General features: G+C 72.1%; 18 protein-coding genes. 7 read left to right on the top strand and 11 right to left on the bottom strand.

The window, feature by feature from the left end; translation table 11 throughout:
• Nucleotides 1-216: 216 nt before the first annotated feature.
• The 3 genes from ftsH (at nt 217) to EV385_RS11930 (ending at nt 3,966) form a co-directional block, all read left to right on the top strand.
• Entirely contained in the window at nt 217-2,241 is a 2,025-nt protein-coding gene (gene ftsH, locus EV385_RS11940; protein WP_130509535.1) for an ATP-dependent zinc metalloprotease FtsH, read from the top strand.
• Entirely contained in the window at nt 2,238-2,915 is a 678-nt protein-coding gene (gene folE, locus EV385_RS11935; RefSeq protein WP_423203110.1) for a GTP cyclohydrolase I FolE, read from the top strand. The genes ftsH and folE overlap by 4 nt, the downstream gene beginning before the upstream one ends.
• Before the next feature lie 97 nt (nt 2,916-3,012).
• A complete protein-coding gene (locus tag EV385_RS11930) occupies nt 3,013-3,966 on the top strand; it encodes a DMT family transporter (protein WP_242625280.1) in 954 nt (317 codons plus the stop codon).
• Here the strand turns inward: EV385_RS11930 and EV385_RS11925 are convergent.
• The 4 genes from EV385_RS11925 to EV385_RS11910 all read right to left on the bottom strand — a co-directional run bounded on the left by EV385_RS11925 (nt 3,956) and on the right by EV385_RS11910 (nt 7,833).
• Nucleotides 3,956-4,180 carry a hypothetical protein gene (locus EV385_RS11925; RefSeq protein WP_130509533.1) on the bottom strand — a complete coding sequence of 75 codons (225 nt, stop codon included), beginning with the start codon at nt 4,178-4,180 and terminating at the stop codon, nt 3,956-3,958. The genes EV385_RS11930 and EV385_RS11925 overlap by 11 nt on opposite strands.
• A gap of 38 nt (nt 4,181-4,218) precedes the next feature.
• Complete coding sequence (locus EV385_RS11920; protein ID WP_130509532.1) at nt 4,219-4,479, bottom strand: hypothetical protein; 261 nt, start codon at nt 4,477-4,479, stop codon at nt 4,219-4,221.
• 9 nt (nt 4,480-4,488) lie between these two features.
• Complete coding sequence (locus EV385_RS11915; protein ID WP_130509531.1) at nt 4,489-5,148, bottom strand: hypothetical protein; 660 nt, start codon at nt 5,146-5,148, stop codon at nt 4,489-4,491.
• An 84-nt stretch (nt 5,149-5,232) separates the two neighbouring features.
• On the bottom strand, nt 5,233-7,833 hold the full coding sequence (locus tag EV385_RS11910) for an FtsK/SpoIIIE domain-containing protein (protein WP_130509530.1): 2,601 nt from the start codon (nt 7,831-7,833) through the stop codon (nt 5,233-5,235).
• Between the two features lie 141 nt (nt 7,834-7,974).
• On the opposite strand from EV385_RS11910, the gene EV385_RS11905 reads away from it, so the two are divergent.
• Nucleotides 7,975-8,517, top strand: a complete 543-nt coding sequence (locus EV385_RS11905; RefSeq protein ID WP_242624837.1) for a hypothetical protein — start codon at nt 7,975-7,977, stop codon at nt 8,515-8,517.
• Nucleotides 8,518-8,523: 6 nt separating this feature from the next.
• On the opposite strand, the gene EV385_RS11900 is transcribed toward EV385_RS11905, so the two are convergent.
• The 7 genes from EV385_RS11900 to EV385_RS11870 are packed head-to-tail and all read right to left on the bottom strand — an operon-like array spanning nt 8,524 to nt 17,030.
• On the bottom strand, nt 8,524-9,132 hold the full coding sequence (locus EV385_RS11900; protein WP_130509529.1) for a hypothetical protein: 609 nt from the start codon (nt 9,130-9,132) through the stop codon (nt 8,524-8,526).
• Nucleotides 9,129-10,250, bottom strand: a complete 1,122-nt coding sequence (locus EV385_RS11895) for a M23 family metallopeptidase (protein WP_130509528.1) — start codon at nt 10,248-10,250, stop codon at nt 9,129-9,131. The genes EV385_RS11900 and EV385_RS11895 overlap by 4 nt, the downstream gene beginning before the upstream one ends.
• Nucleotides 10,247-10,795, bottom strand: coding sequence for a hypothetical protein (locus EV385_RS11890; RefSeq protein WP_130509527.1), 549 nt, complete (start codon nt 10,793-10,795; stop codon nt 10,247-10,249). Before EV385_RS11890 ends, EV385_RS11895 begins: the two co-directional genes overlap by 4 nt.
• Nucleotides 10,796-10,801: 6 nt before the next feature.
• Nucleotides 10,802-12,766 carry an MFS transporter gene (locus EV385_RS11885; RefSeq protein WP_130509526.1) on the bottom strand — a complete coding sequence of 655 codons (1,965 nt, stop codon included), beginning with the start codon at nt 12,764-12,766 and terminating at the stop codon, nt 10,802-10,804.
• The gene (locus EV385_RS11880; RefSeq protein WP_130509525.1) at nt 12,767-16,312 is read right to left on the bottom strand and encodes an ATP-binding protein; all 3,546 of its coding nucleotides are present in this window, start codon (nt 16,310-16,312) and stop codon (nt 12,767-12,769) included. It lies immediately after the preceding gene.
• A 43-nt stretch (nt 16,313-16,355) separates the two neighbouring features.
• Entirely contained in the window at nt 16,356-16,718 is a 363-nt protein-coding gene (locus EV385_RS11875) for a hypothetical protein (protein WP_130509524.1), read from the bottom strand.
• 15 nt (nt 16,719-16,733) lie between these two features.
• Nucleotides 16,734-17,030, bottom strand: a complete 297-nt coding sequence (locus tag EV385_RS11870; protein WP_130509523.1) for a hypothetical protein — start codon at nt 17,028-17,030, stop codon at nt 16,734-16,736.
• A 364-nt stretch (nt 17,031-17,394) separates the two neighbouring features.
• Between EV385_RS11870 and folP the strand changes: the two genes are divergently transcribed.
• From folP to folK, 3 genes are all read left to right on the top strand, one after another.
• Nucleotides 17,395-18,207: a dihydropteroate synthase gene (folP, locus tag EV385_RS11865; protein ID WP_130513252.1), complete on the top strand. Its 813-nt coding sequence runs from the start codon at nt 17,395-17,397 to the stop codon at nt 18,205-18,207.
• A gap of 158 nt (nt 18,208-18,365) precedes the next feature.
• Complete coding sequence (gene folB, locus EV385_RS11860) at nt 18,366-18,713, top strand: dihydroneopterin aldolase (RefSeq protein ID WP_207230089.1); 348 nt, start codon at nt 18,366-18,368, stop codon at nt 18,711-18,713.
• Entirely contained in the window at nt 18,710-19,237 is a 528-nt protein-coding gene (folK, locus tag EV385_RS11855; protein ID WP_130509521.1) for a 2-amino-4-hydroxy-6-hydroxymethyldihydropteridine diphosphokinase, read from the top strand. Before folB ends, folK begins: the two co-directional genes overlap by 4 nt.
• Nucleotides 19,238-19,245: the final 8 nt, after the last annotated feature.

Here is a 19,245-nt window from a genome sequence, read left to right as displayed (position 1 = left end):
GTTTCGTCCGGGTTGAGGGCGGTTGCCCGGCATGGGGTGCGTACGCGAAACCCGCCCGCCCGGCCTGCGGGCGCCGGGCTCACGGGGTCGGACGCGGCACCCACGGTGTACCGTCGAGTGACCGATGGCGCAATGCTCCGCGCGCGCCGGAGGCACATCCCAGGTGATCAGGACGCCGATACAGGAGGGTCCGGGCGGGTGCCGCCCGACAACAGCATGGAACGTACGCGTTTCTTCCGCCGCCCGGTGGTCTGGATCATTCTGGTGATCATCGGGGCGATTGCGCTGAGCTCATTCTTCACCAGCGGCCCCAGTTACCAGCGCGTCGATACCTCGGTCGCGCTCGAGCGGCTGAATCAGCCCGGTATCAAGAAGGCCTTGATCAAAGACAAGGAGCAGACGCTCCAGCTGGAGCTGGCCCAGGCGCAGGACTTCGACGGTAAGTCGACCAACAAGATCGAGGCCCAGTACCCGTACGAGGTCACCAACGACGTCTGGAACGACGTCAAGGAGGCCAAGGCGGCCGGGCGGATCAGCGGCGGGGTCGACACCAAGGTCTCCGGCGACAGCATCCTGCTCACCCTGCTGGTCAACCTGCTGCCCATCGCGATCCTCGTGATCCTGCTGCTGCTGTTCATGTCGCAGATGCAGGGCGGCGGCTCGCGGGTGCTCAACTTCGGCAAGTCCAAGGCGAAGATGATCACCAAGGACACGCCGAAGACGACGTTCGCCGACGTGGCGGGCGCCGACGAGGCGGTCGAGGAGCTGCACGAGATCAAGGACTTCCTGCAGAACCCGGCCAAGTACCAGGCCCTCGGCGCCAAGATCCCCAAGGGCGTGCTGCTGTTCGGCCAGCCCGGTACGGGCAAGACCCTGCTGGCCCGCGCGGTCGCGGGTGAGGCCGGGGTGCCGTTCTACTCGATCTCCGGCTCGGACTTCGTCGAGATGTTCGTCGGCGTCGGCGCCAGCCGGGTCCGCGACCTGTTCGAGCAGGCCAAGGCGAACGCTCCGGCCATCGTCTTCGTCGACGAGATCGACGCGGTCGGCCGGCACCGCGGCGCTGGCATGGGCGGCGGCCACGACGAGCGCGAGCAGACCCTCAACCAGCTGCTCGTCGAGATGGACGGCTTCGACACCAAGGGCGGGGTCATCCTGATCGCGGCCACCAACCGGCCCGACATCCTCGACCCGGCGCTGCTGCGCCCCGGCCGCTTCGACCGGCAGATCCCGGTGGACACCCCGGACATGGAAGGGCGGCGCGCCATCCTGCGCGTGCACGCCAAGGGCAAGCCGTTCACCCCGGACGTCGACCTCGACGCCGTGGCCCGGCGTACCCCCGGCTTCTCCGGTGCCGACCTGGCCAACGTCGTCAACGAGGCGGCGCTGCTCACCGCGCGCAACGAGAAGCGGGCCATCACGAACGACTACCTCGAAGAGGCCATCGACCGGGTCATCGCGGGCCCCGAGCGCCGCACCCGGGCGATGAGCGACAACGAGAAGAAGATCACCGCGTACCACGAGGGTGGGCACGCGCTGGTCGCGTTCGCGCTGCCGCACTCCGCGCCGGTGCACAAGGTGACGATCCTGCCGCGCGGTCGCTCTCTCGGGCACACCCTGGTGCTGCCGACCGAGGACAAGTACACCCAGACCCGCGCCGAGATGATCGACACCCTGGCGTACGCGCTGGGCGGCCGGGCCGCCGAGGAGCTGGTCTTCCACGAGCCCACCACGGGCGCGGGCAACGACATCGAGAAGGCCACCAGCCTGGCCCGGGCCATGGTCACCCAGTACGGCATGAGCAGCAAGCTCGGCGCGGTCAAGTACGGCACGAGCGGCGACGAGCCGTTCCTGGGCCGCACCATGGGCCACGAGCGGGACTACTCCGACGCCATCGCGGCCGAGATCGACGCCGAGGTGCGGGCGCTCATCGAGCTGGCCCACGACGAGGCGTGGGAGATCCTCGTGGAGTACCGCGACGTACTCGACAGCATGGTGCTCGAGCTGATGGAGAAGGAGACCATCTCCCGCGAGGACATGGACCGGATCTGCGCCCGGGTCGCCAAGCGGCCGCCGATGGCCCCGTTCAACGGCTTCGGCAAGCGGCTGCCCTCCGAGGCTCCGCCGGTGGTGACCCCGGCCGAGCGGGAGAAGCTCAAGGCGCAGGCCGAGGCCGACGGTCAGGCCGCCGTGGGTGGCAGCGCGGGTGGCAGCGCCAACAGCTCGACGGACGGCGCCCACTGATCACCGACGGCAGTTCGACAGAGCCGGTCGACTCTGACGACGAGCTCGACTATCTGGCCGCGCGCCTGGTCGACGGCAAGCTCACCGGTGCCCCGGTGGAGCAGGTCGTCGACCTGGCGCGCATCGAGAAGGCGGTCCGCGAGATCCTGCTGGCCGTCGGCGAGGACCCGGACCGGGACGGGCTGCGGCACACCCCGACGCGGGTGGCCCGCGCGTACGCGGAACTCTTCGCGGGCCTGCGGGTGGACCCGGCGCAGGTGCTCACCACCACGTTCGAGGCCAACCACGAGGAACTCGTGCTGGTCCGCGACATCGAGGTGATGAGCCTCTGCGAGCACCACCTGCTGCCGTTCAAGGGCGTGGCGCACGTCGGCTACATCCCCGGCGAGCACGGCCGGATCACCGGCCTGTCCAAGCTGGCCCGCCTCGTCGAGGTGTTCGCCCGGCGCCCCCAGGTGCAGGAGCGGCTCACGTCGCAGATCGCCGACCTGCTGATGACCAAGCTCGACCCGCGCGGCGTCATCGTCGTGCTGGAGTGCGAACACCTGTGCATGGAGATGCGCGGGATCCGCAAGGGCGGCGCCCGCACCACGACCTCGGCGGTGCGCGGCGCGTTCCAGAGCGACGCCAAGGTCCGCACCGAGGCGATGATGCTGATCAACGCGCCCCGCTGACCTCCGGATCCGGTCGGCAGTCAGGTCCGAAAACCGCGCGAAATTGTCGTACGCCTTCGGCAGAGTGTCAGGGGTGACGACGCAGACCGGTCCTGACATCCAGGCTCTCCCCGACGGCTCCCGTACACCGTCCCACGCCGAGCTGCGCCGATGGCTGCCCGGCTATCTGGTCCTCGCCGTGATCTGGGGGACCAGCTTCCTGTTCATCAAGGTCGGCGTCCGCGAGCTGCACCCGCTCTGGCTCACCTTCGGCCGGGTCGCCGCGGGCGTGCTGACCCTGCTGGTGGTGCTCGCGGTGACCCGGGACAGGCTGCCCCGCGACGCCCGGCTGTGGGGGCACCTGTCGGTGGTGGCGCTGGTCGGTGTGGTGCTGCCGTTCACGCTGTTCGGCTTCGGCGAGCAACGGGTGTCGTCGGTGCTGGCGGGCATCTGGAACGCGGCCACGCCACTGGTCGCGCTGCCCCTGGCCGTACTGGTGTTCCGCACCGAGCGGCTCACCGCGCGCCGGGTGGCCGGACTCGGCCTCGGCTTCGCCGGGGTGCTGGTGGTGCTCGCCGTGTGGCGGGGCGTGGGCGGGGCACAGCTCACCGGACAGCTCATGTGCTTCGCCGCGGCCATGTGCTACTCGGTCGCGATTCCGTACCAGAAGAAGTTCATCGCGGGGCGCGCCGGCAGCGGCGTCTCGATGGCCGCGGCCCAGTTGCTGATCGCGCTGGCCATGCTCGCCGTCGCCGCGCCGTTGCTGGGCGGCCCGCCGCCGGACCCGACGGCGTTGTCCGGCGAGGTGGTGCTGTGCGTGCTGGCCCTGGGCGCCCTCGGGACGGGCATCGCGTTCATGCTGAACCTGCAGGTGATCCGGGTGGCCGGCGCGAGCACGTCGACGTCGGTGACCTACCTCATGCCGGTGGTCGCCACCGTCGTCGGCGTGCTGATCCTGCGCGAACACCTGCACTGGAACCAGCCGGTCGGTGCCCTGGTCGTGCTGGCCGGCGTCGCCGTCGCCCAGGGGCTGCGGCTCCGCCGCCGCGCCACCGGCAGGTCTACTCCATGAAGCCGGTCTCCGGATCGACCCCGGCAAGGAACTCCCGGATGTTGATGATGTGTTCGTCCAAGGTCGCTTCCACGCCGCCCGATCGGACCCCGCCGAATCCATAGCCGGGGTTCTTCCCGGAGATCCAGTTGTAGTTGTAATGGCCGGGGCGATCCGACCACGACACGATCTCGAACACTTCTCCGTCGACGTCGACCCGCGTTGATGTTTCCACGTCCCCAGGCTAAGGACGAGGTCAACCAGGGTTCGGCATCAGACGATCATGCGGTAGGCGTCGGCGCTGTCCATGGCCGCACGGGCCAGCGTCGCCGCCTCGTCCAGCCGGGTCCGCGCCTGCTCCAGCTGCGCGATCGCCGCCGCCACCGACGGGTGCACCGAGCCGAACGCGGTCAGCCGCAGCAGCGTCAACGCGTCGTCGAGCTGATCCGAGACCTGCTGGATGCCGGACACCGCGCGCTGGGTGCCGTCCACCGACGCGGCCACGTTCGCCTTGACCTCATCCACACTCGACACGACAGCCCCTCATCGGAAGAACGCCAACAGGCCCACGCCCATGCAGGTCAGCAGCACCGGCGTCAGGCAGGTGATCGCACCGACCAGCGGAGTGCGGTCGACCTTGTGGCCCTCGCCCCCGTACACGAAACCGAGCGTCAGCCAGCCCAGCCCGAACGCCAGCAGGGGCATGCTCAGCCCGCACAACAGCGCGTACGTGGGCAGTGAACCCGACGGGGCGACCAGATACAACACGATCTGCACGAGGAGGACGGCCGCCGCGAACGGGCCGTACACCAGCAGGTTGCGCGCCCACGGCCGCCACGGCGTGGCCGGGCCGGGACCCAGCAGCGCCGCGTCCGCCGCGTCCGCCGTCACCCGGGCCTGCCGCAGCGCCGCCAGCGCCGCACCCGGGCCACCCGCGATCGCCTGCGCGGCCAGCGCCTGGTCCGCGGCGTGCGGCGCGAGATCGATCTCGGGTACGCCGAGATCCTGGACCAGCCGGGCGTGCTGCGGCGCCAGCCGCGCCCGTACCCCCGCAAGCTCCTGCTGTGCGGCCTGGACGGTCGCCGCCTGCTCGCCCGCCGCGGTGCTCGCGGCCCGGCGCACCGCGTCGAGGCGCTGCGCCGCGGCGAGGTAGCCGGTCCACGCGTCGGCGGCCTGCTCGTCGACGGTCTGCTCGTCGCTCACGACTCGTCGCTTTCCGGCCGGGCGAACGGCTGCTCGTTGTTCACGACTCGTCGCTTTCCGGCCGGGCGAACGGCTGCTCGTTGTTCACGACTCGTCGCTTTCCGGCCGGGCGAACGGCACGAAGGTCACCAGGCGGTCCGCCTGCCGGTCGTGCAGCAGCGCCCGGTTCGCCCGTGGCTGCCAGTCCACCGGCCTGCCCACCAGCAGCGTCACGTCCTGTTGCGGTACGTTCAGGAAGACCAGGCCCGCGACGTCCTCGCGGCCCGCACTGCCGCCGGTCTCCTCGGAGAACCGGCGCAACCCGCGCCACCAGGACAGCAGGTGCGCCCCGCGCGCCGGACCCTCCCGCAGCAGGCGGCGCAGCGAGGGCAGGGTGCCCGGACCGGCCGCGTCCATGCCGAACACCACGCGGTAACCGGGCCGCTCCACGTCCAGTTCGGCGGCGAGCCCGGCCGCGTCGACCAGCACTACCTCCTGCCGGTGGCTGATCTCGTCGGCCAGGTCCTTGGCCAGCTCGTCACCCTCGGCGACCAGCGACGAGATGACGAACCGGGTGCTGCGCGGCGGATGGAACGCCGCCACCCCGCGCGCCGCCGCGTCCAGCACCTCGGCCCCCGCCGGATTCGAGCCGAACACGGCCAGATGACGGCCGGGGGAGGCGTCCAGCGGGAACGCGGCGCTGGACAGCGGCACGTCGATGACCCGCCCCACCAGCGCCGCCGGGCGACCCGCCCGCCCCGCCAGCGCCGCCCGGTACGTCGGGTCGTCGGCCAGATGCTGGCGGGCGTACCCGGCGAAGATGCGCGGCGGCGCGGACTCCGGGTCGCGCGCCCCCCACAGCCGGTGCCGCAGGTCGCTCAGGGCGTTCTGGTCCGCGTGCGGGTCCGGGAACCGCACCACCCGCTCGTGGCCCCGGGTCGCGCCGCGCGGACCGCCCAGGCCACCGGCCGTGTTGACCACCGCGGTGCCCAGCGGCAGCCCGGCGGCCGAGTCGTTCGTGGCCTCCAGCACGTCGCCGCCGCCCGGCAGCGCGATCCGCACCGGGAACTGGCCGAAGATGGAATCCCGCTTCGCGTACAGGGCCTCGACGCCGCGCACCGTCTGGCTGGCCAGCACCAGATGGATTCCGTACGAGCGGCCCTTGCGGGCCAGCGACTCCAGCAGGGACACCGCCTCGCCCGCCGTCGTGTCGTTGCCCGCCAGCAGCACCTGGAACTCGTCGACGACACACAGGATGCGCGGCAGCGGGCGGCCCCGCCCCTCCTGCGCGGCCACGGCCCGCAGATCCGCGAAGCGGGTCACCCCCGCCCGCTTGTACGCCACCGAGCGGCGGGTCATCTCCGCGTCCAGGTCGCGGAGCACGGCCAGCCCGTACTCGCGGTCGGACTCGACGCCCACGGCCCGGGCGTGCGGCAGCCAGGTGCGGTCCCGCCGGGTCGGCACGAACTCGGCGAACGACACCCCCTCCTTGAAGTCCAGCAGGTACAGCGCCAGTTCGTCCGGGCCGTACCGGGCGCCGAGGCCGTACAGGACGTTGATGAGGAACGCGGTCTTTCCCGCGCCCGAGCGTCCGCCCACCATCCAGTGTGGCGTCAGGTCGTTGAAGCGCAGCGTCAGCGCGGTGTCACCGTCGTGGCCCACCACCGTGCCGAGCCCCTCGGCGGCGTCACCCGTCCACAGGTCGTCGCCCGGCTCGGGCAGCAGGTCGGCGAGCACCACCTGGGACGCGGCGGCCGAATGCGCGGCCAGTTCCTGGCAGACCGCCTCGATCAGATGCGGCGGCGGGTCCTCGTCCAGGAACACCGGCGCGTTGAGCCACACCGCCTCCGGCACCGAGCCGAACGTGCCACCCGGCGGGTCGCCCACCACGGCGTACGGGTTGCGCACCGACACCATCGTCGTGCGCGGCAGCGGCGCCTGAGTGGTCTCCGCGGTCAACGGCGGCGGCGGCCAGCCCGCGACGACCAGGTGCAGCCCAGACTCGGGGCCCTGCTGCGCCAGCGCGGCGATCCGGTTCAGCTCGCCGCCCTCGGTCAGCTCCGGCAGGCACGCGACGACCAGCAGCATGAGCCGGTCCCGGCGTCCCCGCCGCACCGCGCTGCCGCGCGCCGGGCGCAGCCACTTCTCCGCCTCGCTGAGCACGTCGCGCAGGCCGTTGCGGTCCGTCGCGGGCGGGGCCAGCAGCCCCGCGTCGGCCAGCGTCGAGAACGGCGCGAACACGGCACCGCCGGAGGCGTCCACCCCGCGTACCAGCAGCGAGCCCGCCGGTGCGGTCGCCAGCAGCCGGAGCAGGACGCTGCGCAGCAGGCCCGCCACCCGCGGGTCACGGGCGTCCGCGTCCACGGTGAGATGACCCGTACCCAGCAGCGGGACGATCGCCGGGAAGCGCACGTCGTCCAGCGGTTGCGCCACCCCGACCCGGACGAACCGGGGCGGGTTCGGCCCGCCCAGCGGCGTCGTGGCGGCCTGCGCGTCCAGCGGCGCGCTCAGCCAGCCCGGGGCCAACTCCTGCGCGGCGGCCCGCAACTCCTCGGCCAGCCGGTGCTGCTCGCGCGGGTCCGCGGCCGTGGCCGGATGACCCTGCAGCGCCGCGGCGGCCGCGTCCACGGTCGCCTGTGCCTGGCGATGCAGGGCAGCGGCCTGACCAATCCGGCTCGCCGAATCCGCCACCGCCCTCACCTCCATCTGTGCGTTCAAACCGTATCCCAGACGCGGCGGCGGGTCCCGTTGCGGAGCCGATGGGGTGTTCCGCGCCGCTGCCGCAGGTCGCGGCGCTTACGCTCCACACCCGACCGGCGGCGGAACGTACGCACTAGGCTCGACATCGTGCAGCCGCCGCGACTTCCCGACCCGCCGCCCGCCCAGCCGCCCGGTGCCGTGGTGGCGGGTGGGGTTCCGCCCCGGCCGCGTAACCGGCGCCTGCGGCTCTGGCTCGCGATGGGTGCGGGGATCATGTTGCTGCTCTGCCTCGGCGGGGTCGGGGTGTTCGTGTCGCTGTACGACTCCGCCACCGAGATCAAGCGCAGCGCGCCCGACGCGGTGGTGGACGGGTTCCTGCGCGCCTACCTGGTGAACCGGGACGACAAGGAAGCCGCCCTGTACATGTGCGAGTCCGGAGACTTCTCGGCGGTGTCGGCGCTCCGCACGGAACTCATCAAGCGGGAGCAGGACTTCAACGTGAAGGTCACCGTCAGCTGGAGCACGTTGACCGTGGCCGGGGCCGGGCAGTCGCGGCGCTCCGTGGCCACCGACCTCATCATCTCCGGCACCCGCAACGGCACTGTGCAGAGTCGGCGCACCGAACCGTGGTCGTTCGGCGTCGTCGATGAGGACGGCTGGCGCGTCTGCGATTCCGCCAAGGTCGTCTGACCGGCGTCACTCCACCCAGAGCAGGTGGACCGGGACCTCGAGTGTGCGGGGCGCGCGGCCGCTCCAGGACCACCGGTACCAGTCCAGCTCGGCCGCCACCCGGGCGCAGATGTCGCCGTCGTCGCTGGTGTGGAGTTCGGTGACGGCGCGCAGGTCGCGCCGCTCGCCGCCGTCCTCCAGCAGTTGCACGACGCGTCGGCCGGTCAGCGCGTCGGCGTCCAGGGCGGCCACGGGGCTGCGCCGGGGCGGTTCGTCCAGCGAAACAAGCCGGGACACGACGTCGCCCGCGCCGGTGCGGCCGGTGCCGGTGATGCCGAGCTCCTCCACCCACACGCGCTCGACCGGGACCAGCGGCGCGAACACCTCGGTCAGCTCCGCCTCCGCGCGATACCACTCGGACTCCGGCATGACCGGCACGTACGTCCTGCTGCCCTGCACCACCGTCTCGTCCGCGCGCAGGTCCTGCCGCCAGCCGTGGCCGGGCAGTCCGATGATGACGCGTCGCCCGCGCAGCTGACCGCCCATCGCGGCCGGGGTCGCCACGACGGGCCGGGGCGGATCGGGCAGCCAGTCGGCGCTGCCGGTGAACGGGTCGGGCACGGCGCCGCCGGTCATGTGGTGCCGCCCAGCGGTGCGCCCTGCTGCTCCATGAACGCCACCGGGTTGACCGCGCCCACGCTGCGGCGGTCGTTGTTGAGATGCACCTCGAAGTGCAGGTGTGGCCCGGAGGAGTTGCCGCTCGAGCCGACCCGGCCGATCTGCTGACCGGCCTGGACCCGCTGACCCACCTGCACGGCCGGGTGTTCGACCATGTGGCAGTAGCGGGTCATCACGTTCCCGGCATGCACGATCTCCACCATCCAGCCGCACCCTCCCTTGCCCGGGTAGCCGTCGACGTCGCACGTCCGCCGACCGCTGTGGTCCACGTTGCATTTCACCACGGAGACCACCCCGCTGGCGGCGGCGTGGATCGGGGTGTACCGGTCGACGATGAGGTCGACGCCCTGGTGGGCGGGCCGGTCCCGGGTCCGGAAGCCCGACCCGACCACCGCACCCGGGGACGGGATGGTCCATCCCGACGCGGCGATCTGCCCCACGGTGGTCAGGCACACCAGGGAAACCGAGTTCCCGACCGCGCGGGCGGCGCCGTGTGCCAGCAGGTTGACGATGCGGGTGGCCACCGCCTCGTGCTTGGCGTACGCGTCGGGATAGGCGCTGATCTGCACCTTCTGCGCGGCGCGGGTGAGTGGCATCAGTTCCCAGCCGTCGATGGTCTGCAGCTTCTCGTAGAACTTGGTCGCCGCGTACACCGGATCCATGATCTGTTCCGGGGTGCCCCAGCCGGTGCTGGGCCGCTGCTGGAACAGGCCGAGCGAGTCGTGGTCGTTGCGCGCCCCGAGGTTGCCGAGGTTGGTCAGGCTGGACTCCTGCATGGCCGTGGCGACCGCGATGACCCAGGCCCGTGGCGGCAGCTTCAGGTTCGAGCCGACCTTGATGATGATCGCCGCGTTGCGGACCTGGGCCGCACCGTAGCGGCTGACCCGGGGCATCTTCTCGTCGGGATCCACGACCCCGCCGACGCCGCACCCGGCGGTCGTGTACCGCGGGTCGTTGCGGTCGGCGTCGAACGCGCCGACGAGCAGGGCGACCACGCTTCCCCCGCAGCACAGCACGGTCAACGTGGCGACCAGTGCGGTGAGCAGGATGACGGGACGCGGCCGGGGAAGCCTCATGAGGCGTCCCAGTCGATGCCGTCCACCAGCCAATGCCGGTCGGGCGCCACCAGGCGAAGGGTCAGCTTGCCCGCGTTCGTGGTGACGACCGCGTCGACGAGGCCCTCGCCGACCGGGACTATCGCGGGTCTGCCCAGCACCCGATCAGCGGGCACGCCGGCCGGGTCCACCCCGGCCAGGTCGTCGGACAGGTCCTTGGTGGCGTTCGGGGCGAGGCCGTCGTGCCAGGCCCCCGCGGAGATGTTGCGGTGGTTCACCCAGGCGGAGGCGAACGCGTACGCGACCGCTTCCGGCTCCGCCGTGCCGGGATCGGTGGTGGGTGACGGCGGCGGATCCGCTGAGATCACGCTGTCGTCGTCGTCCGGGTTCGCGCTGAGCACGGGGGCGGGCGAGACCGTGGAGATGACCGCCCCGGCGCGGTCATCGCCGTCGGAGAACAGCCGCCCCGTGCCGACGACCAGCAGCACCAGCGCGGCGATCACCAGCGCGACGCCCCAGCGGGACTTGAAGATCCGGTTGAGGCTGAGTTCGACGAAGCGCGGCACGGCCGGTCACCTCGCCTCGGTGCGGGTGCGGGGCGGAGCCGGTTCCCGGACCGTGTCGCCGGTCTCCGGCCGGTAGATCGCGTACGACGCGGGACGCTCGGCCACGTCCGGCTCCGTCCACGAGGACTGGCGCCGGGGCCGGACGGCGCGGGTGGCCGTGACCGGAGCCCGTTCAGCGGGCGCGTCGACGTGTCTGGTCTCGGTGCCGTCCGGACGGGGCGCCGGCACGCTGTCCAGCTGACCGGACGCCGCGACCGTGACCGCCTGGCCGCGGTTGGCGGCGGCGTGCGCCGGATCCTCCAGGCGCGCCTCCGGACGCAGGTTCGACTGTTCGACGTAGACCGTACGGCGCTTGCCGATCGCTGGTTCCCGGGTGCCGCCCGCATCGGCGACCTCCAGTTTGGCCGCCTCGCGCACGTCCCGGAAGAACCGCCGGTGCCAGGACCCGGCCGAGGTGATCGCGGCCGTTCCGTCCTTGCCGCCGAGCTGGGTGATCCGCCGGTACGGCCGCAGCAGCAGCCATCCCACCACGCCGCAGAGCCAGACGAGGACAACCTGCAGCCAGCCCGGCAGGCTCGGCGTATTCATGATCAGGTCGACCGCGAACAGGTAGATCGCCGCGCCGGTGCCGAAGATCGCGATGTTGAACAGCGCCGCCACGACCGCGTTGCCCAGTCGCCGGATGCCGGAACTGGCCGGGCGCAGCAGCCCGATCGTGCCCAGGATCGGTGCGGCGATCACCGCCCAGCGGAAGACCAGGAAGCCCAGCAGCACGAGCAGCGACGCGGTCAGGTCGAACATCGCGAACATCACGGAGGCCAGCATCGCGATGAACCCGGCGCCGATCCGGTCCATCCCGTTGACGCCCTGGAGGTACTCGTACGCCTCCGGGTCCTCCTGCTTGATCTGCTCGGCGACCTTCTCCCACTGCTCCTTCTTGGCGTTGAGGGTCGCCGTGCGGGTGTCCGGGTTGTCCCGCATCTTCTGGGCCTCGTCCCAGCTCAGCGAGCGGGCGTCGTAGAGGGCCATGCCGTACTTCTGCGCGGTGGTGCTGTCGGCCGAGCCGAGCAGCCCGCGCAGCCAGTTGCGGTACAACATCGTCTCGGTGGCGGTGTCGCTGGCCCGTACGGCGGGCGGGCGGTGGTCCGTGCAGGCGCCCGGGGTGGGGTCGTCGCACTGATCCGCCGGAAGGGTCTGGCCGCGCGGGCCGACCGCGTCGTGGACTACGCCCAGGGTCGTGATGAGGCTCTGGTCGGCGATGTTGGCCGAGCGCACCGGCCACGCGGCGATCGCCGTGACCGCCACCATGATGAGGATCGCCCACCCGGCCGTCGTCATCGCCGCGCCCATCTCCGCCTGCTGGGAGCGCCAGATCAGGTACAGGCCCACGATCGCCAGGGTGATGACGCCGAAGACGCTGAAGACCTTCTCGTAGACCGCCTTGGTGGCCTGCTGGACCAGCGGGTCGGCCCAGCCCCACATCGACGCCGGGTCCCAGGCCCGCTCGCGCAGCGCGTTGGACGCCCCGATGACCGCCGTGGCGATCATGAACTCGCCGTTGGCCACCGTCGTCTCGAACTTGTACTCCGGGTCCACGAGCGTGGACGCGCACCCGCTGTCCAGGTCGTACGTCGTGTACGCGTAGCCCGCGTACCCGTACTGGCTGTAGATGCCCTGGGGGCCGGGCAGGGTCGACGACTCGGGGCGCTCGGCGAACCAGCCCGCCAGGCCGGAGTCCGGCGCGCTCGGGGTGGGCGGGGTGAGGCACTCGGCGCGGGCCGCGCTGACGTCGGCCAGCCGGTCGACGCACGCCTTGAAGTCCGACTGCCACTCCTCGGTGCTGCACAGGCCGCCGGGCGCCTGGGCGGGCACGGCCGCTACCGCGCCGGACGGCGCCGCCACCGCCCACGCGACCGACGCGACCGCCGCGACCAGCACGGTGAGCAGCAGGGCGCACGCCCGCCGGACCATTCAGACCTCCAGGTCGGTGAACGACGACGGAATCGCCGTGGGTGCCGCCTGCGCGGCCGCGGGGGTGGTGTCCAGGTGCTCCAGCAGCCCGTCGACGTACGAGACGTCGACCCGGACCTTCTGCACCCGGCCGTCCACGTCGCGCATCACGAACTCGCGGAACCCGAGCCGGTGTGCGGACGCGGTGTCCACCTGCGACAGGGAGGCGAGGGTGGCCTCGTACCCGTCGTGGACCGGGACGCGGAGCAGGCGCAGCGCCTCGGAGGCGATCTCCTGGTCCTCGGCGATCCGGCCGACGAACACGGTCGAGACCAGGTTCTGCACGTCGAGGCCGAGGATGTCGCGCGGGTTCTGCGAGGCGACCAGGGCGGCGAGGTTCCACTTCCGGGAGTCGCGGGCCAGCCGGACCAGGAACGAACGCCCGGAGCGCCAGCCCTCCATGAAGTGGGCCTCGTCGAGGCCGACCAGCTTGCGGGACGACATCGAACCGCCGTAGCAGCGGCGCACGGCCAGCCGGTGCGCGGTGTGCAGCATCGGCAGCGCCAGGGACTCCTCGGCGGACCAGTACTCGCGTTCGATCTTCAGGTCGGGCAGGCGGAGCCCGGCCATCGTGATGACGGTCAGGGTCGCGTCGCCGCTGAGCAGGTGCTGCGGCGGCCGGCCGAAGAACAACAGCGCCAGCGGCATCTCGGCGGTGTCCAGCAGCAGGTTCGCCAGCTCCCGGCCCTCGTCGTCGCCCAGGTTCTGCAGCGTGGCGACCACGTCGTCGATCGTGGAGGTCTCCTCGGCGGGCACCTGGCGCACCGCGTGGCGCAGCAGGGTCGCCGTGGAGGCCTCCTTGGCGACCTGCGGCGGGACCAGCATGGAGCAGATGTCCTGGACCAGCATCCGGCGCTCGGCGCGGGCGTTGGAGACCGCGATCTCGAACTCCCGGTCACCGGCGGGACCGGTCGGGAACTCGGTGCGCACCGGCGTGGGGATCAGCGCGTACGGCGCCAAGGTGCCCTGTTCCGAGCCGGTCAGGTTGAGCACCCGCGAGTACGGCCGCAGCTCGGGCATCTGGCACAGCCGGGCCAGCGGTCCCGACGGGTCGAGCAGGGTCACCTGCACGCCGCGCCGCGCGTTCAGATAGCCCAGGGCGCCCATCAGCGTGGACTTGCCTCCGCCGGGCTCGGCGACGAACACCCCGAGCCCGGAGCGCTCCCGCACCTCCATGGGGAAGTGCAGGTCGAGGAAGACCGGCCGGCGGCACGTCCCCGCGGTACGCCCGATCAGGTCACCGCGCCGGTCACCGACCGTGGAGGCGGCCTGGGGCAGCGCGGCGGCCAGCAGCTTGACCGGCATGCGGCGTACGTATCCGGTGTTGGCGATCGGCTCGCCCGGGATGAACTCGCGGGCCAGCTGGTCCTGGTTCTTCGGGTGTTGCAGCGAGATGCGCAGCTCGCGGGAGTAGAGCTGGATGAGGCGCCGGGCTCGCTCCAGACACTCCTCGCGGGTGGCGCCGCCGACCGCGATCCGGTGCCAGCCGTGCGCGCGGGCCGACTCGACCGGCAGGCCGGTGGTCATCTCGTCGCCGATCACCAGGGCCCGTTTGGCGAGGCGTTCCAGCTCGGGCGGCGCGTCGATGCCGTGCTCGGCGTAGTCGAGCTGCTGAGAGCGGATCATCCGCAGCCGGTGCTCCAGGTTCTTGAAGGAGCTGGTCGAGCCGAGGATGTCGATGCGCGACGAGAGCTCCATGGGCCACGGCAGCCGCTCGTGGAAGTGCAGCCACGGCTCGTGCTTCTCCGGGATCTCCAGCGGCTCCATCCGGCCGACCGACAGCACCGCCACGTGGCGTTCCTCGCCGGACATGCGGTTGACCAGCTTGACGGTCGATCCGTACGGGGTGCGGTAGCGCTCCACCTGCTCGGTGAGGGCCAGCAGGTCGCCGCGCTCCCAGTGCCCGTTGGTGACCGGGGAGAGGGGGCCGGGCGGGGCCATGCACAGCGCGACGGAGCGGAACAGCAGCCATTCCAGCTCCTGCGGGGTGACCCGCCGCCCGCGCATGCCGAACGCGTTGAGCACCTCGTCGAACTGCTCGACCGTGCGGCCCAGCTTGCGGCGCTCGCCGTCCGTGGTGCCCTTGCCGACGATGCGCAGGACGCGCTCGGCGAACGTGTCGCCCAGCGAGCGCCGGGCGAACGTCACGCCCAGGAACGTCTGGCCCTCGGCGTGGTTGACCGACAGCAGGTGCCGCTGCGCCGCGACCAGGTGATCCGACCAGGACGTCGCGCCCGAGACGTCGGGCAGCGGCTTGGCGGTGAAGGAGTCCACCGTGCGGGCCCACTCGTCGGCCGGAAACGGCCGGCTGGTGCGGCGCAGGTGCAGCCGGAAGCCGGCCAGGCCCGCGTACTGCTCGGAGATCGCGGAGAGCAGGGCCTCCCGCTCGGCGTCGGGCCGGAACGCCCAACGCACCTCGGGCAGCTGATACCAGGCGGTGACCGTGCTCTGGGTGAAGGTCAGGTGCCCCGCGATCTCGGTGATCTCCAGCTCGACGGCCGGGTCGCGGTCGCTGAACTTCAGCTTGTGCGGGCGCAGCGGCGCCGCCTTGGCGTCTTTCGCCTTCCGCTGTTTGCGGTCCGGGTCCGCGGGTGCGGTGACGGCGGGCAGGTTCGCCGGTTCCGCGTCGGCGCCGCCGCGCCGACGCTTGCGCCGGGCCGGCTCCTTGGTGCTGCGGTGCGCGGGCGCGTGCTCCGGCCGGGTGGCCGGCAGATCGGCCCGGCCCGGGGCCGCCGCATCGTACGGCGGTGCTCCCGCCCGTGCCGATGGCACCGCGGTGACCCCGGGAGCGACCGTCCCGCCCACCGGGGTGGTGGCACTCGGCGCGGCCACCGTCTGCCACAGCGGTGGTGTCGTGACGGGGACGTCCGGGACGTCGGTGTCGGCGCCCCGGGCGGGCAGGGTCGTGCCCGGACGGAGCGCGCCCGGGCCGGTCTCGTCCGTCCACTCGGCGAAGTCGGGGTCGTCGAAGATCGGATCGGGGGTGCCCGGGTCGTCGTCGAAGAAGTCCGCCGGTGGCCCGGCCGGAACCCGGGTGAACGCCGGCTCCTGCGCCACGGGGTCCGTGACCGGGGTCGTGTCCACGCGCTCTTCGAGCTTGGCCGCAGGCGCGTCCGATGCGGACGGGTTCCCCGGGATGATCTCGCCGGATACGGTGCCGTCGACCACCAGATCGAAATCCGGGTCGTGGTCATCGGCATACTGATCTTCCGGTGGGGTATCCGGGACTGGGGTGGACGGCCGGGCGGGCGCCGGAGCCCCGCCGAACAGATCGAGGAACGGTGAGTCGATGTCCATGGTGGTGTCCGCGGCCGACCGGGGCCGTACGGGCTGGGGTGCCTGGAACACGCCGACCGCGCCGTGCCCGGGGTTGGTCACGATCTCAGGGTCAAGGTCCTCGCCCGGGAAGGGCGGCGAGGGGTAGTTGTCCGAGCGCACACCGTTACCTTGCCTGGCTGTGGGGGAGAGGGCCGCGCGAGGATGCCCCGGCGGTGTGGAATCGGTCATGCGCATGCCCCGTTCGGGCACGCCGCAGGACTGGTCAGACCGGTCATATCAGCTCCTCCCGAACCCGGATGCGAGTAGCGACAAGTCTCGGATCGCGTTGCTCCACGGCTGGTTCGCGGGTGCGACGCCAGTCGGTGAGCGCGGTGCGGATGACCACCCGGGCGGGCCGGTCGGGATCGACGTGCCGGAACACGTACGACGTCGTCACCATGGCCAGGGCGATCTCCCAGGCCGGGAACGCGTCGAAGTCGAAGGTCATCAGGTAGTGCAGCAGCATGAACAGTGGCACGAGCCCGACGAACATGCCGTACTGCGCGTACGGCAGGTGGACCGGCAGCGTGTACCCCGGTGGTCCTAGGTAGACCAGCCGGGCCCGGTAGATGTCGTCGTCGGTGCGCAGCCGCATGTGTCCGCCTGCGGCCTAGCTGAAGAGGAGGTTGATGAGGTAGTCGCCGACGAAGAACAGCGTCGCGGCGCCCGCGATGAACGCCAGCCCCACGATGGCGATCGCTGAACTCGTCAGCACCTTCGAGATCTCCCCCCGGCTGGCCCGGCCGATGAAGATGACGCCGAGGACCGCCAGCAGGATGGGGGCGATGTTGCTGGCGAAGAAGGTGACGACACCCTCGGTGTTGATTCCCTTCGGCTCGGCGGGGGCGGCGAGCGGGCCGTGCTGGAGCGCCGTCGCGAGCTGAGCGGCGAAGTCGGTGGCGATCATCGGTGTACCTCCCGGGTGCTCGGCGAGGGGCGCCGGGCACGGTGCAGTTGTGAAGCCTCGCTGGCGGCAACGCCCATATGGTGCTACTTCCTGCTCACCACGTCGAGTGAGCCGTTAGGGCACTGCAGTCCTTCCAAGCCCATCTGCTCTCTTCGGTCCTTTAATGATGCCCAGTTCCGAAGAGTACGGGCCGTACTTCCTACCTACAAGCTGCCTGATTCGTTACCCAAGGTGGAGACGTGACTGAAGATGAGTCACGAGGGATCGTACGCGCGTTCGAAGATCGTGTGGTCGGTACCGTGTGCCTGTGGACAACTCGGTCGGCGTCGGGAACCGGCTATTGCGTAGCAATCACCCGGTCGTGATGGGCGTGGTCAACGTGACCCCGGACTCCTTCTCGGACGGTGGCCGGTACGTCGACCTGGACGCCGCGGTCGCCCACGGCGTCGCGCTGCACCGCGACGGCGCGGCGCTCGTGGACGTCGGCGGCGAGTCCACCCGGCCCGGCGCCGAACGGGTCGACGCGGCCACCGAGATCGCCCGGGTCGTCCCGGTGATCCGGCAGCTGGCCGCGGCCGGGGTCCCGCTCAGCATCGACACGACCCGCGCCGAGGTCGCGGGCGCCGCTCTGGAGGCGGGCGCGGTCATCGTCAACGACGTCTCCGGCGGCCTCGCCGACCCGGCCATGGCCACGGTCGTCGCCTCGGCCGGCTGCCCGTGGATCCTCATGCACTGGCGCGGCCACTCCCGCGACATGCAGGACCGCGCGGTCTACACCGACGTGGTCGCCGAGGTCCGCGCCGAGCTTCTCGACCGGGTCGCGGACGCGACCGAGGCCGGGGTCGCACCGGAACAGCTCATCCTCGACCCCGGCCTGGGCTTCGCCAAGCAGGCCGAACACAACTGGGCGCTCAGCGCCCACCTCGGCACGCTGGTCGCCCTCGGCTTCCCGGTGCTCTTCGCGGCCAGCCGCAAGTCGTACCTCGGCCGCCTGCTGGCCGGGCCGGACGGCGCGCCGCGCCCGGTCGACGGCCGCGAGGCCGCCACGATCGCGACCAGCGTGCTGGCCGTGGCGGCGGGCGCGTGGGGGGTCCGGGTGCACGACGTCCGCGCCACCACCGACGCCCTGGCCGTCTGGACCGCCACCGGCCGCCCCCGCCTGCGGGAGGCCGCATGACCCCGCGCCCGCTCGGAGCCGAATCCGCCCGCCCCACAGACGGACCTGGGCGGTCCGCCGACGGATCCGGCCACCTCGCCAACGGACCCGGCCACCCCGCCAACGGACCCGGCCATCCCACCGGCGGACCTGGGCGGTCCGGCGGCGGCGCCGACCGGATCACCCTCACCGGCCTCCGGGTACGCGGCTTCCACGGCGTCTTCGCCCACGAGCGGCGCGAGGGTCAGGACTTCGTGATCGACGCCGACCTGGAGCTCGACCTCGCCCCGGCCGCGACCAGTGACGACGTCGCCGACACCGTCCACTACGGCGAGCTGGCGGGCGAGCTGGCCGCGGTCGTCGCGGGCGAGCCGGTCGACCTCATCGAGACCCTGGCGGACCGGCTCGTCGCGGTCTGCCTGCGGGACGCCCGGGTCGCCGCCGCCACGATCACGGTGCACAAGCCGCAGGCGCCCATCCCGCACGAGTTCGCCGACGTGGCGGTCACCCTGCGGCGGACCCGATGACCCGGGCGATCCTGTCGCTGGGCGGCAACCTCGGCGACCGGTACGCGCACCTGCGCACCGCCGTACACGGGCTGGGGGAGGCGGTGGTGCTCACCTCCGGGGTGTACGAGACCCCACCGTGGGGGGACGCCGAGCAGCCGCCGTACCTGAATGCGGTCGTGCTGGTCGTGGACCCGGCGGCCGCGCCGCGGCAGTGGCTGGACCGGGCCCGGGCGCTGGAGTCGGCCGCGGGCCGCGTGCGTGACCCGCAGCGGCGCTTCGGGCCGCGCACCCTGGACGTCGACGTCATCGCGGTGTGGCAGGAGGACGGCACCCCGGTGTGCCAGGACGATCCCGAGCTCACCCTGCCGCATCCCCGGGCGCACCAGCGGGCGTTCGTGCTCAAGCCGTGGCTGGACCTGCAGCCCTACGCGCAGCTGCCCGGCCACGGCTGGGTCACCGATCTGCTCACCACGAACGCGCTGGCCGCCGACGTCGCCGCACTGAGCCCCCGGCCCGACCTGCCGTTAGAGTCGGATCCGTGAGCAGTGAC

Origin of the sequence: Krasilnikovia cinnamomea, from assembly GCF_004217545.1 — a bacterium.
GTDB classification, from domain to species: Bacteria; Actinomycetota; Actinomycetes; order Mycobacteriales; family Micromonosporaceae; genus Actinoplanes; species Actinoplanes cinnamomeus.
Note: the sequence above shows the minus strand (reverse complement) of the source record. Positions and strands in the feature narration are given on the sequence as shown.

What these genes read in the sequence shown, in the direction of transcription:
- ftsH (WP_130509535.1), top strand. Translation starts at nt 217, where the DNA reads ATGGAACGTACGCGTTTCTTCCGCCGCCCGGTGGTCTGGATCATTCTG.
- EV385_RS11910 (WP_130509530.1), bottom strand. Translation starts at nt 7,833, where the DNA reads ATGGAGGTGAGGGCGGTGGCGGATTCGGCGAGCCGGATTGGTCAGGCC.
- EV385_RS11900 (WP_130509529.1), bottom strand. Translation starts at nt 9,132, where the DNA reads ATGACCGGCGGCGCCGTGCCCGACCCGTTCACCGGCAGCGCCGACTGG.
- EV385_RS11895 (WP_130509528.1), bottom strand. Translation starts at nt 10,250, where the DNA reads ATGAGGCTTCCCCGGCCGCGTCCCGTCATCCTGCTCACCGCACTGGTC.
- EV385_RS11885 (WP_130509526.1), bottom strand. Translation starts at nt 12,766, where the DNA reads ATGGTCCGGCGGGCGTGCGCCCTGCTGCTCACCGTGCTGGTCGCGGCG.
- EV385_RS11880 (WP_130509525.1), bottom strand. Translation starts at nt 16,312, where the DNA reads ATGACCGATTCCACACCGCCGGGGCATCCTCGCGCGGCCCTCTCCCCC.
- EV385_RS11875 (WP_130509524.1), bottom strand. Translation starts at nt 16,718, where the DNA reads ATGCGGCTGCGCACCGACGACGACATCTACCGGGCCCGGCTGGTCTAC.
- EV385_RS11870 (WP_130509523.1), bottom strand. Translation starts at nt 17,030, where the DNA reads ATGATCGCCACCGACTTCGCCGCTCAGCTCGCGACGGCGCTCCAGCAC.
- folP (WP_130513252.1), top strand. Translation starts at nt 17,395, where the DNA reads ATGGGCGTGGTCAACGTGACCCCGGACTCCTTCTCGGACGGTGGCCGG.
- folK (WP_130509521.1), top strand. Translation starts at nt 18,710, where the DNA reads ATGACCCGGGCGATCCTGTCGCTGGGCGGCAACCTCGGCGACCGGTAC.